The sequence below is a fragment of the Sporosarcina sp. FA9 genome, from assembly GCF_051550205.1.
Taxonomy (GTDB): domain Bacteria; phylum Bacillota; class Bacilli; order Bacillales_A; family Planococcaceae; genus Sporosarcina.
Map to the genome: position 1 here is coordinate 1,158,740 of NZ_CP188819.1, position 12,611 is coordinate 1,171,350.

19 protein-coding genes are annotated in these 12,611 nt (G+C 33.4%); 18 read left to right on the forward strand and 1 reads right to left on the reverse strand.

Going from position 1 to position 12,611, the window contains the following annotated elements:
- The first annotated feature begins 172 nt into the window (after positions 1 to 172).
- A complete protein-coding gene (locus ACP8HH_RS05535; RefSeq protein WP_438317008.1) occupies positions 173 to 607 on the forward strand; it encodes a hypothetical protein in 435 nt (144 codons plus the stop codon).
- 55 nt (positions 608 to 662) lie between these two features.
- Positions 663 to 893: a hypothetical protein gene (locus ACP8HH_RS05540; RefSeq protein ID WP_438317011.1), complete on the forward strand. Its 231-nt coding sequence runs from the start codon at positions 663 to 665 to the stop codon at positions 891 to 893.
- Positions 894 to 962: 69 nt separating this feature from the next.
- Here the strand turns inward: ACP8HH_RS05540 and ACP8HH_RS05545 are convergent, their stop codons facing one another.
- On the reverse strand, positions 963 to 1,400 hold the full coding sequence (locus ACP8HH_RS05545; RefSeq protein ID WP_438317014.1) for a DUF3888 domain-containing protein: 438 nt from the start codon (positions 1,398 to 1,400) through the stop codon (positions 963 to 965).
- Between the two features lie 179 nt (positions 1,401 to 1,579).
- Here ACP8HH_RS05545 and ACP8HH_RS05550 point away from each other — a divergent pair, with 179 nt between their 5' ends.
- The 16 genes from ACP8HH_RS05550 to ACP8HH_RS05625 all read left to right on the forward strand — a co-directional run bounded on the left by ACP8HH_RS05550 (position 1,580) and on the right by ACP8HH_RS05625 (position 12,572).
- Positions 1,580 to 2,074 carry an N-acetyltransferase family protein gene (locus ACP8HH_RS05550; RefSeq protein ID WP_438317017.1) on the forward strand — a complete coding sequence of 165 codons (495 nt, stop codon included), beginning with the start codon at positions 1,580 to 1,582 and terminating at the stop codon, positions 2,072 to 2,074.
- A gap of 154 nt (positions 2,075 to 2,228) precedes the next feature.
- Complete coding sequence (locus ACP8HH_RS05555) at positions 2,229 to 2,663, forward strand: hypothetical protein (RefSeq protein ID WP_438317020.1); 435 nt, start codon at positions 2,229 to 2,231, stop codon at positions 2,661 to 2,663.
- Positions 2,664 to 2,806: 143 nt separating this feature from the next.
- Positions 2,807 to 3,001 carry a hypothetical protein gene (locus tag ACP8HH_RS05560; protein ID WP_438317023.1) on the forward strand — a complete coding sequence of 65 codons (195 nt, stop codon included), beginning with the start codon at positions 2,807 to 2,809 and terminating at the stop codon, positions 2,999 to 3,001.
- 94 nt (positions 3,002 to 3,095) lie between these two features.
- Positions 3,096 to 3,308 (forward strand): hypothetical protein, encoded by a 213-nt coding sequence (locus ACP8HH_RS05565; protein ID WP_438317025.1) that lies wholly within the window; start codon positions 3,096 to 3,098, stop codon positions 3,306 to 3,308.
- Between the two features lie 379 nt (positions 3,309 to 3,687).
- Entirely contained in the window at positions 3,688 to 5,214 is a 1,527-nt protein-coding gene (locus tag ACP8HH_RS05570; protein WP_438319041.1) for a WD40/YVTN/BNR-like repeat-containing protein, read from the forward strand.
- Positions 5,215 to 5,747: 533 nt separating this feature from the next.
- A complete protein-coding gene (locus ACP8HH_RS05575; RefSeq protein WP_438317028.1) occupies positions 5,748 to 6,203 on the forward strand; it encodes a PH domain-containing protein in 456 nt (151 codons plus the stop codon).
- Positions 6,204 to 6,330: 127 nt separating this feature from the next.
- The gene (locus tag ACP8HH_RS05580) at positions 6,331 to 6,708 is read left to right on the forward strand and encodes a hypothetical protein (protein WP_438317031.1); all 378 of its coding nucleotides are present in this window, start codon (positions 6,331 to 6,333) and stop codon (positions 6,706 to 6,708) included.
- 128 nt (positions 6,709 to 6,836) lie between these two features.
- On the forward strand, positions 6,837 to 7,439 hold the full coding sequence (locus ACP8HH_RS05585) for a hypothetical protein (protein WP_438317034.1): 603 nt from the start codon (positions 6,837 to 6,839) through the stop codon (positions 7,437 to 7,439).
- 232 nt (positions 7,440 to 7,671) lie between these two features.
- Entirely contained in the window at positions 7,672 to 7,932 is a 261-nt protein-coding gene (locus ACP8HH_RS05590; protein ID WP_438317037.1) for a hypothetical protein, read from the forward strand.
- A gap of 98 nt (positions 7,933 to 8,030) precedes the next feature.
- Positions 8,031 to 8,228, forward strand: a complete 198-nt coding sequence (locus ACP8HH_RS05595; protein ID WP_438317039.1) for a hypothetical protein — start codon at positions 8,031 to 8,033, stop codon at positions 8,226 to 8,228.
- A gap of 72 nt (positions 8,229 to 8,300) precedes the next feature.
- Positions 8,301 to 8,744, forward strand: a complete 444-nt coding sequence (locus tag ACP8HH_RS05600; protein WP_438317041.1) for a hypothetical protein — start codon at positions 8,301 to 8,303, stop codon at positions 8,742 to 8,744.
- 567 nt (positions 8,745 to 9,311) lie between these two features.
- Positions 9,312 to 10,025, forward strand: a complete 714-nt coding sequence (locus ACP8HH_RS05605) for a hypothetical protein (RefSeq protein ID WP_438317044.1) — start codon at positions 9,312 to 9,314, stop codon at positions 10,023 to 10,025.
- A 203-nt stretch (positions 10,026 to 10,228) separates the two neighbouring features.
- Positions 10,229 to 10,558, forward strand: coding sequence for a hypothetical protein (locus tag ACP8HH_RS05610; RefSeq protein WP_438317046.1), 330 nt, complete (start codon positions 10,229 to 10,231; stop codon positions 10,556 to 10,558).
- An 84-nt stretch (positions 10,559 to 10,642) separates the two neighbouring features.
- Positions 10,643 to 11,524, forward strand: a complete 882-nt coding sequence (locus tag ACP8HH_RS05615; RefSeq protein ID WP_438317048.1) for a hypothetical protein — start codon at positions 10,643 to 10,645, stop codon at positions 11,522 to 11,524.
- Positions 11,525 to 11,597: 73 nt separating this feature from the next.
- Entirely contained in the window at positions 11,598 to 11,873 is a 276-nt protein-coding gene (locus ACP8HH_RS05620) for a hypothetical protein (RefSeq protein ID WP_438317051.1), read from the forward strand.
- Between the two features lie 147 nt (positions 11,874 to 12,020).
- The gene (locus tag ACP8HH_RS05625) at positions 12,021 to 12,572 is read left to right on the forward strand and encodes a nucleotidyltransferase domain-containing protein (protein ID WP_438319042.1); all 552 of its coding nucleotides are present in this window, start codon (positions 12,021 to 12,023) and stop codon (positions 12,570 to 12,572) included.
- Positions 12,573 to 12,611: the final 39 nt, after the last annotated feature.

Sequence of the window (12,611 nt, forward strand, 5' to 3'; positions counted from 1 at the left end):
CTTCTTTAAAGGGGTTGAAAAGATTGCTATTCCGCAATCAGGTACAGTTGCTATATAAGTACTATGCTTCACTCGGGCCATTTAGTGGAAGAAGAGGTATTTTTAGAAGCGTGTTGAATTAGTTAATATATGGTGATAATTCAATTCAATATTTACTTGGGGGAGAGTTAATTTGAAGAAAATAATGACTTTATTATTTACACTAATGCTTTTAACAGCTTGTTCAGAAACTACATACAATGATTATATATTTAGTGGGGAAAGTGAGCATTGGGAGGCTGAATACACCTATAATGGAACAGAAAAATGGGGAGAAAAAGACGGGCAAAGAACTTATTCGAACGAATATGACTTTAGGTTTATATTAAAATACAAAGGTTCTTTAGAAGAGTTGTCTTCATTACAAAAACTTGAATACTCCTATGAAACCAATAGAGTTCATGAAAGTAGCACTGAAGAGTTTACGGAACCTCCATCAACAGGAACATTTTCGTCTTCAGGTAGTTCAAGAGGCGGGGCGAAAGTACATGAAGATGAAGTTATAAAGGTAAATGTAAAATGGGATGACTTTGAAGAGTCATTTGAACTGAATAATAACAGTAAGTAACTTTGTTGAACGAAGGGGCAGATTGAGGAATGAATGTGATGAAAGGGGTGTAACAATGAAAAAGTTTATTGACTTTTTAGAAAAACTAGAGAGTAATAATATTTACTATACTTTAGATAAAACTAGAGATGAATATATCAGGGTTGATATTTCAGTTCCAGGTGAAATATGGGAAGTTGAGTTTGCTGCTGAAGATGGGGATATTGTTGTTGAGAGGTTTAAGAGTGTTGGTAACGTTGAGGGGGAAGAAGCTTTAAATTATTTGTTTGAAAATTTCACAGATTAAACAAAAGGGTGCGATTCTTTAACAAAGATTTGCATCCTTTTCAATAACGGGCCATTTAGGGAAGTTTATTTATGATTCGGAAGGATATTTATACGTCTTTAGGTGCGTGTGATTTATCAATTTAACCGTTGGTCCAGAAGTAATTTCATAGGTCATTCGGTCTTTCCCAATTGGAACCCATTGTCCACCATCGGTAGGCTCTATTTCAAAAGTAATTTGCAATTCAAAGCCACGAAAGCCATTAACTCTTCTTGTTTCTTTTACTTCAATCTTCCAAGGAGCGACAATAGGTGAAAAATCCTTAATAATGTTCGGATAATAGTATTTACGCAAGTCTTTTTCAATGTCAGGCGTAAGCATACTTATAAGCATGTCCTGTAATCTAAGTTCTTCAGAGTCTTGAGTTGGTTCAGCTGATGAAACGCTTGTTGTGTGATTAGAAGTAATAAGGCCAAGGGATAGAACAAAAATAAGGGATAGGCTAAAAACAATCAACATTTTTTTCATACTCTTCAATACACCCCTTTATGACTTCATTTAATTAACTGTATTGTCACCTTTTTAGGGTAAAGTATACGCTTATTGAAACTAACGGGTGCGATTGCTTTATAAGCGATTGCGTCTATATTGAAATCGGGCCAGATTATATATATTAAATTAAAGGGAAAGTCGTGGAGGCTAGTATAGTGATAATAAGAAAAATACAAGTAAATGATTCAGAGGATTTCGTCGAATTAAGTAAAAAAATTGATGAATCTGATGTTATGTTATTTGAACCAGGAGAAAGAAATACTACTCCTGAACAACAGAGAAAATCAATTGAAAGAATATTGACTGAAAAAAGATCAGTTTTCTTTGTTGCTGAAAGTGAAGAGAAACTTGTAGGTTTTATCGCTGCATTAGGTAGTGATTTAAAAAGAAATCGGCATTCAGCATATCTTGTTTTAGGAGTTCTGGAAGAATGTCAAGGTCAAGGGATAGCGTCCAAATTATTCAATCGAGTATTTGAATGGGCAAAAGAAATTGAAATTACAAGATTAGAACTTACAGTTATCAAAGACAATTTCAAGGCATTCAATTTATATAGAAAAATGGGATTTGTCTTAGAAGGTGAGAAAGTAAATTCATTAGTAATAAACGGACAATTCGTTAATGAATATTATCTCTACAAGTTGTTATAAATACGAAAATAATACACATCACTATACCCCAATCGGGCGCAATTGTTGAATAAAGACTGTGCCTCAATCGGGCCAATTAAAGTACTACTTTATAAATTTGCAACATTCTTTAATTTTAACCGTCTATTTATTTAGGAGAGAAAGGAGATTGAAAATGAAGCAAACAATCAGGGCAAGGATATTGTGTATTTTTGATTTATTTTTGGCGACAGGTGCAATTTGGTCAGGTTTTCAAATGATTACGTCAAGCAGCGGAACGATTTTTGCTGAGCCATATCCCGACAGCTGGGCTTCCAATCTTCCTTTTAATAGTTGGGTTTTGCCTGGTGTCCTAGCAATTGTCATATTTGGACTTGGTAATATTATTGCTGCGGTATTAAGTTTAAGAAAAGAACATAGTAGTTCTTGGTATGCATCTACTATTATGGGATTGGTTTTCCTGATCAGTTTGGCTTTTCAGTATATTTCCGTAGGTGAAATGTATATAGTAACTGGTCCTTTTTTAATCTTTGGGGTTGTTCAGCTATGTCTTAGTGGATATGTTTTTTTGAGTTATAGAGGTCCAAAATTGACCAAAGAATATAGTTAGTGGGTATTCAATAATTGGGTGCGACTCTGGAAGGAGAATTCGTACCCTTTTTCCAGAGTCGGGCTAAATAATTGGCTACGTTCAATAACATTTTAAAGATAATTGAATGACAAGAATAATGAATTAGAGAGAAGGGAAATCGTATGTTGCTTAATTTAATGCAAAATATAGGAATCTTTTATTATTGGACCTGGTTTATCTGGCCTTTTGTGTTTGTAATTTCATTGGTTTATGCGATTACTTCTTTAGTAAAAAATGATAAAGCTTCAATGAAACCTTCCATAGTTGCCTCCATTGCACTTTTAATAATTTTAACTGGACTGTCAGACTTGGGGTAACAGCCTCTACATTTGGTTAATCATTAAATGGGTGCGTTAATGGCAAAGTGTTATGTCAGAAACGGGCCAAACAGTGTAAGAGGAGGTGCAGAAGTTGAGTGGAAACAAAATAAAAATCGCTGTGTTAGTAATAAGTATATCTTTTATACTATCAATAACATTTTTTACGCTCTTCAAAATCAACTCTAATCATAAAGCAAACGAGCTTGAAATGGCTGAGTGTTTCGATAAGGAAGCAGGTATAAGCCTGGAAGTAGAGAGAAGATTCTTGATTTCCAAAACTACTGTTTCTTGTGATGATAAGTAATTTAAACTTTGAACCCATTCAGTGATAGATCCATTATCTTAAAGAAAAAAATCTACATGTGAAATTGAAAGTAGTAACTGGGGGAGTACCGTAAACGGGTGCGATTCTTCAATAAGGATTGTGCCCGTTGTCAAAAAATGGGTACGAGTGTCTAGTAACTAACTTGTTTGTAGATATTAATAATTTTGAGAGATTGGAGGAGCAGAATGATCTTATTGTATTTTTTCAGTTTTCTTATTAACGCCTAATAGTTCGGAAATTATTGCAAACCTTTTAAATTTGCAATAGTAAATAGCTTTTCAAAGCAATCGGGTTCGATTATTCTGTAAGGATTGTGCCCGTATCCATCGAATGGGCTAATATACAAGCATTTTGTAAAATGAAGTATACTCAAAATAGGAAAAGTGATTACAAAGTTTGGTTAGGAGTGGTTTACATATTTAGGGAGAATCTGAAAAGGATATTTATATCATTATTAACAAATCCACTATTATTGATTGGATATTGGATTTTTTGTTATGAATTAGCTGCACTTAGCATGTATGGAAAAATAAATAATACTGTTTTTATTTTATTATTATCTACAGTATTTTTAATTTCTATAATTGCATTTTCTGCAATGAAAGTTGTGAAAGGTAAAGAACTAGAATCCAAGAAATTAATTAATTTAAAGGCATGGAAATATGTTTCTATTGCAACTATGGTAATAATAACATTATTTTACGGAATGAAGATTTATAAAAGTGCAACAAATTATGGAGGCGAGCTTGCTTGGTTTATCGAAAGATTAAAAAATGAAACTTCAGTTGAATTTGAACATCACAATATATATATGGATGGAGTAGAAGGGATTTTTAAAGACATAAATAAAGAATATGCTTTGCCAAAGAAATTATATATGGCAAGTGATTTTTATCTTGAATTTAATTCGGATGGAACAATCCTATCTTTTGATACATTTGTGTATGGGAAAAATGCTGATGGGAAGCAGGAAAGTTACTTAATAACTTATGATCAAAATAAGGCGGCAAATATTACTTTAATATTAAACGGACATGTAAATGCCGATTATGATGAGGATAAACTAGTGGAACCTTTAATTAAAACGGTTAAAGTTATTCCGGTTAAGCAGACAGTTGGTAAGTGGAATGAACATAAGTATGGATTAGTTTATTACGGGAAAAGAAATTGGGGCTACAATACAGAGGGTATTATTAATATTAATGAGAATGGTATGGAGCAGACTCCTGCAAAAGTAACATCTGAAATAATTGGATATACGGTATCTATATTTGTTCCTGGAAAAGAGAAAGAGATAATTCCAGCTAGATATAATTTAATTGGTGACCCAAATTGGAGTAAGTCAAATACAACTCAAAATCAAGATAGTTATGAAGGAGATCGGCAAGAGATACTAAATACCGATGAACAATTTTATCTTTCAAAAGATGTAGGCTATAAATTAGATGTTATAGATAAAGCATTAGGAAGTACTTTGTATTCACTTAGCAAGACAATTGACGGTGGTAAAACTTGGGCAGTTATAAATCAAAATCCATTCAATGGAACAGTTGGTAGTGCAGCGGGAATAACATTTATTAATGATGAACTTGGATTTTTAAGGGCGGCAAGACCTTCTGGTACTGAAGGAGTGTTATATCGTACAAATGATGGAGGGATATCCTTCGAAGAGGTAAGTTATGCCATTCAGGAAATGAAGTTAGATAGTGGACAATCTATAAATCCTTTTGATTTTCCAGGGCTGCCCTATGAGAAAGATGGGGTTTTTAGTATGTTGGTTGGGCAAGGATCAGATGGTGATTATAATGGTAATAGTAGTGGACTTTATCAATCAAATGATAACGGTGAAATTTGGGAATATGTAAAAGAGGTTAAAAGTAAATAGTCTTATTAAATGGATATTTATAGATTAGAAAATATAATAATACTAATAATGGAAAATATATAACTAAAAAGGCAGGCTGAAGATTTAGGCTTGCCATTTAACTTTCTAATTCGTTATCCGAACCTATGCTAATCAGGGGTTTATTTACATTGTTTTTATCGCTTTTCTCCCCATTAACCGAACCCGTTAAGAAAATAGTACACTTTTTTCTATCGGGTTCACTTCATAGGTGCAAATAGAGCAATAAGGCACTGTTTAGCATATTGAATCACCGGAAACAGAGTGAAATGAGCATCGCAATTTGGCGATGTTTTTTTCATTTCTTAATATTAACAAGAGCTCCCTTTTTTGGAGTATCTTTGGTACCGTAATGGGGGGGAATTGACATAAGAAGGATGTAGGACAGTTCTATGGATTCATAACCTTCAGGATAATGAAACTTTCCATGCCTTCTGAACGTATCAATAGTAGAACTATTCTTGTACCGCAAACGGAGCCGATCATTTAATTACTGCCGATTGGAGGTGAGGTTATTGTATTTTCCAACTAAGAAGGACGTTTGGTTTTCTATAATTATTTGGGGCTTCATACTTTTTATGATTTTGATTTACATTTTTGGTGGAGAACCTGTTGGTTGGCAACTGATAACCTATAAAAGTATTCCGGGATATATCATAGGTGCATTGATTATAACTTTGTTACTGTGGATTTGGTTTGGAACAGGTTACAAGATTGAAGGGGAGTTTCTAAAGGTAAGATATGGTCCATTCAAAAGTAAAATTAATATTAAAGAAATCAAAGTAATTCGCCGAACAAAAAATCCATTTACAGCTCCTGCTCTATCCGTCGACAGATTGGAGATTCAATTCAGTAAATTTGATGTGATAAATATATCCCCGAAAAGTGAAAGTCAACTTATACACTCGTTGCTAGCTATAAATCCTCATATACAATTAGATGATATTTCATTGGAGCCAAATGAAAACTAGATTTGATTTCTTCGGCAAAAGAGTGCACTAAACAACAAGGTCTGTGTATGAATCGGGGCCATTTTGTGAAATGAATATGAAATTTTTTGTTAGAGGCCCCGACTAACTTCTATAAGGGGGAAGATTCATGAAAAAATATTTATTTATATCCATTTTTCTTTTTGCTTTTATAGCATCTCTAAGCGGTTGTAGCAAAGGAATGAAAGAGGTTAAGGAAGTAAATGTTTATGAGATGGAAAGCTTTTCTGAAGTTAAAGAGGATTCCTTAGTCACCTTCACAAAGAAAAAAGAGATTAAGCAATTTAAAAAAGCTGTTAACAGTGCTAAAAAGCAACCAGGTATAGTGGATATGGCAGACCCACAGTATAAAGTCGAATTGGGTGGAAGATCAATCTTCCTTTGGTTAAGTCAAGACCACGGAACAATAATGGATATTGAAGATACTAACACTATATACACTTTAACAAATAAGTCAGTTAAAAATGTAAACAACATATTCCGTTAAAGGGGGCGATTCTTGAAGAAGAATTTGCACCCCTTTTCAGTAATCGGGCCATTTTAATTAATACAAGAGCAACCTACTAATAAGTTAAGTCGTCAAAATATTTGTAACCTTAATATTGGAGGTGCAATATGAGTTCTAGAAATAAATGGATAATTGTTATATTTAGTACATTATTTACTCTTTATCTTATTGGCGAAGTTGTAAGTCACTTTTTTTTCGGGTTTTCCATTTGGCTTTTCATCAATATCCCTTTGTACCTCATTCCATTTGTAGGAGCAATTTTAATATTGATTTTTATAATTGTAGATTCCTTGAAGAATAAACAACTAAAGAGAAACGTATTCCCTTTAGTGCTAAGTTTTTTGCTTATACTTTTAATGATTAACCAATCATTCTCTCCTCTACTTCGAAAAGCTGAATTCTCTTTTAAACTTGGAGATAGGGAAGATGTTGCGACTTCAATACTGAATGGGGAAATAGAGACTACAAATGAACGCGGCAATCTTTTCCGTATTCCTAAAGGATATGGTAGTTCATCTTTATCGGACGGAAAAGAAGTGATGAAGATGAATGATAAATTGCTTTTTTTCACTAAGCGTGGAGTACTTGATGATTTTTCTGGATATATTTTTTCCCCAAATGGAGTCGAACCAAGAGATGAAGAGGTAATGGCAAAGATAGTGAAAAAGCAAAGAATGAGCAAGAATTGGTACTACATAGCTTGTACTTAATTCAACAAGTCGAAAATGAAATCTATAGATAAAGATAATGATTTTACCATTAGGGAGGTAGCTACAATCGGGTGCAATTCTGCCATGAGTATTTGCTCTCTTTTCAGTTAAAGGGCTAAGATTATTAAACAATGATATAAGTAATTAATCGCGTTAAAGAAGAATTAAGATTAAAAACTTCTAGTTTTAAGTATCGCATGAAAAGTTTTGATGGCTTGAGGAGGTGCTAATGATGTTAGGGCTAATAACGTTATTTATTTTCATAATACTTTCAATACCTGTTTATGGTTTTTGTATTTGGAGTCTCTATGAACCAGAAAAGAGTTTTTTCTTTTTAGACCGATGGAGATATAAAGAAACTCCTGAGTTGTCTGATATTCAAATTAAGTTGACCAAAATTGGGAGCATCATTACTATGATCCTATGGACTATACTAGTTATTAGCTTTGTAATTGATGCCTTTACACCTGAACCACCGCTCCTGCAATTCTAGTAACGGGGGCTTTAACAGCAGAAGGTTAGTGCCTCAATCGGGCCATTTTGTGGAGTAAAGAACGAATGAGATGAAACTTTAAAAGAGGGGGGGAGTAAGTGCAGAAGCGTTTTGTTAAATATCTTCTAACGGTAATATTTTTTATCATTTATTTTAAAGCTTGTGAGTTTATATGGTCTTATTTACCTGTAAGTACATCCGTAGCAGTTCTGGAAGGCAGTATAATTGTGGTAGTTGTGTCATTGGTGCTTGCAGCAATAAGCACTAATAAAGTAATCGGTATCATTCAAAGTTAAACTTGTGCAACAAAGAGAAATCTTCCAGAATCGGGCCAAATTGATGTATAAAACATAAAACTTTTAGGGGGAATGAAATTGAAAACGCTTAAATTTTTCATCTTCTTAATTGGGATATTTTCAATATCATTAGTAGGTTGTTCAAACGATATCGAAAATACGGAACAAAGTTTAATGGTCCAAAAACGAATTGGTGATGAAAATAACTATGAAGACTTCAGAGAGATCACTGACAATGAGCAGGTTCAAAAATTGAAAGAGATTATAAAAGATGCTAATTGGATAAATGCAAAACCAGAAATGGCATACCCTCCTAATTACAAATTTGCATTGCGTTTTAAAAACCCTAACATCGAAGCCAAAGCGGCATTATATGAACTATGGATAAGCCCAAACAAAGATAAAGTGGAACTCCTTATCGACGGTAGTAGTGAAAATAACTATGTTCAATTAGACAAAATTAAGTCAGCAGAACTATTTGAAATAGTTACAGAAGAAAAATTAACGGACCTTTGAGGCATTGCATCCAATCAATTTATTCTCTTGTTAGGGGGAATAAATTCATTCCTCATATTCAGCTAATGGGCGCAATTCTTGAATAAGGATTTGCACCCTTTTCAGTAATCGGGCTAATTTAAATGTTTAGTATTTGTTAAAATGACAGGAGGTTGATTATTAGGATATATACTATAATTCAACTAATTATTGTTATGACTGTGTTTGGTATATATTTTTATTTTATTGAGCCTGCAATTTTAGATAATGTAATGCTCAGGTTTTTGGTTTTCGGAATAATTTTCGTTTCACTTACTTATATATCTAAAAAGTTTGAGGGTTATTTTAAATTTTTGGAAAAACGGGTAGATAAACAACTCAGTGTCTGGATTATATTTGGATTGCTGTTTATACCAATCTTCATTGGAATACTGAATTAACGGGTGCACTTCTTGAATAAGGATCGTGCCCGTTACCATCAAACGGAGCCATTTAGTGTGAAAAGGTATAGATTGAGATTGCAGAGTATTCACCAAACATTTGTAACTTATATTCGAGATAAGAGTCTAATTACCAGGAGGTGTTGTGATGAAAGTTTTTAAAAATATGATATTTATTTCAGCATTCTTTTTATTGCTATCTTCTTGTAGTAACCTCACTTCCCTTCAAGGGTGCCCTGATGCAGAAATTGAATGGGTGGATATGCTGATGATTAATGATATAAAATACGAGCATCATTTTCCGGAACCAGTGAAGGGAAATCTTCCCATAACAATTGAAAAGGGTAAAGAACTAGGTAAAGTGACTTATAAGATGGCTGACAGTGCATGTCTTAATCACAAGATGGAGAATGGTGATGCGGCATTTTTAAAAGAAGGAACAATCATTTTTGAAATAAAAGGATATCCAACTTCCTTGATTGTTGCTGCAAATGATGTTGTATATGTAGTCAACACCAATGAAAATGCGAAAACGGCAGGAGAACTTTACCCTATGTATAAGTTGGTGAAGGATATCCATATTGAAAGTACCGAAGATGGAAAGAGAATGCATACATTCTCACAGGCTTCTAAGGATAAGTTCTTAGCCACATTTTATTTATTAAAATTAGAAGATATTCAGTCATTAATTGATGCAGGTAAATTAGAGGGTACTCGTATATTTTTGGAAATTGAACTGAATAATGGCGTTTCATTTAGGCATCTTTATTGGGTCGATTCTAATACATTCCATATGGGGGCAATTGGAAACGATGAAATAAAGGAAGTTATTAACTTTGAAGTATCAAATCTGAAGAAATGATATCAGTAAATAGATTAAAGAATTGCAACGATTGAAAACTGTAGAAGTCGATATCTTTTAAATTCTGCAATCGGGTGCGATTCGCTAACAAAGATTTGCACTCATTTCAGTAACGAAGCCATTTAGTTGAATAACTTAAACTAACTGGCTTTAGAAATAGTAAAAGAAGTAATTTTTATTATGCTTTTCTTGGGGTGGAGAAAATGAAAAAATGGCTATCTTATTTCTTTTATTTTGTTACAACAGTAGCGGTTACCTATGCCATCCAGTTGATAATATTGTTTTATATAAGTAGTATGCGTTTTACTGCTGCTGATAGATCACCATCTGGAGATATAGGCTTAGATGCAAAACTTGTGTTTAGTGTAGGTTTTCCAGTATTTTATTTTATTTGTTTAACAATTGTTTTCTTTTTGTATCGTTCTCTAATGGCGCAGTTTGGAATTGAATTAAAAAAAATGCTTCCAATTTATATTAATACCTTTATTGCTTTGTGTTTAATAGTTCGTTTCACTCATTTTGCATTTGACTAATCTTTCTTCAAGTAACGGGCGCGTTAATGGAACACTGCCTTGCCACCATAGGGCCATTTTGTTGTGTATTTGGAGGTGAATAATTTGAGGATAAAGCCAACAAAAAACCATTTAAATGCATGGATTGAAAATTACGTACCAGATAAAGACTTGTTTTTCCTAACAAAAGTATACTTGAATCATGAGATTGATATTTCAGATGTCTTATTGATGCCGATTGATGAATTTCTAAGTCACAGCACATATAAGCAAATAGATTATGTGAATAGTTATTTGTATTGGAATATAAAGCATGCCCAGTATGTAATTATTGCTGATAAGAAATGGATTGGAAGTAGATCTGTTGAAGAACAAGTTTTCATATTTAATTCACAACTGCAATGTGCAAGAGGGCTTGTAGTACCTATTACTTTTTTAGATGAGTTAGGAAAAATACCTCAGAATTATATAGTGAATAAGCATCTTATTATTCAACGTGAAATGTGGGACTTGCTTGATTTTGCAATTAAAGAACAGATACTTAATAAAATGGTATATGAGTGGTGGGATAACGGAGAATGTGAAGCTCCTCCCTCTTCGATGCCTAGTTTTTTAAAACCGTATGCTAATACATTTGGTTATAAACAAGGTGCAAATTGTTTGGCAGCTGTTTTGTATGCTATTTCAAAAGGAAAACAGGAATGGTTTATTCATGAATGGCTACATCAAAAAACATTCTTGGAAAAACTAAGCCAGTATGACTATCAGGAATTCTTAGGTGATGGTATGGGTGAAGGGGATATTGTAATTTGGAAAGATAAAAATGCTACCATTCAGCATGCAGCTTATCACATCGGTGATGGTCTGTACTTCAATAAGCATGGCCAAACTATTTTTAATCCTTGGAAGATTTTAAAAGAAGAACAGCTATATAAAGAATGGGACCACCTCAAACCTGTGGTATATCGAAGTGTAAAAAATTTATAAAATAAACGGGTGCGTTTACGGGATAAGGATTGTGCCTCAATAGGGCCATTTAGTTCACTAAGGGGGATGAGAAGTGGAAAGGAAGTATAGTAAGTACTCCGTGATTCTAATTGTCGTTGGGATTTTTATTGCGTATATGATTTTCCCTCCTATCAATATAACATTTGGAGTGTGGTCTATGGTAGCCATCCCCATTGGTTTTGCTATCTATTTAACAGGTGTAACGCTTGGAATTATCGCTTTTTTAAAGAAGGAAAAAGGGTTTATTAAATATATCGCGTTAATTTCCATTGCATTAGGTGTTTTATATGTCGTATTCCTCTTCGCAATATTCGGAGGGGAGATCTAGTTTGGGAATAAAAGATTTTAGTGGATTCAGTAATGGGACCATTATCTTGAGTAGCACATGGCGAATGAAAATTGGAGAAACAGACAATCTGTTAGGATTTCAAATAATCAAAAGATAGCTTTTCGCTGTCCTTTTTGGGGGATTTATATGTCATTTGAGCAATGTCAAAGTATTAATTTGCTAATGGCTGGCTTTGATAGAACTTGGTTTTTTGCTGGTGGATGGGCGATTGACCTTTTTGTTGGTAAAGAAACAAGAGAACATCAAGATATAGAGTTTGCGGTTTTTAGAAAGGATCAAATTTGCTTAAAAGATTATCTCGAAGGATGGGAGTTCAAAAAGGTTATTAAAGGTGAGTTTCATTCCTGGGAAAATGAGTTTTTAGAATTACCAATTCACGAAATACACGCTTCAAATGTTTTGAATGGAGACAACATAGAGATTCTTCTTAATGAAACGAAAGAAAATGATTGGACATTCCGTAGGGATTTTAGAATTTCCTGCCCAATCAATTCCGTTTGGAGTATTACTAAAACAGGCATTCCATACTTAAAACCGGAAATTGTACTTTTATATAAAGCGAAAAACACAAGAGAAAAAGATCATCAAGACTTTGTTACCGTAAAGGATTATCTCGAAGATGATCAGAAAAAATGGCTTCGAGATGTATTAGAAATACATGAACCAGAACATAACTAGCTTCAATTTTTAATCTGAATATTTATTGGACTTAAGGAT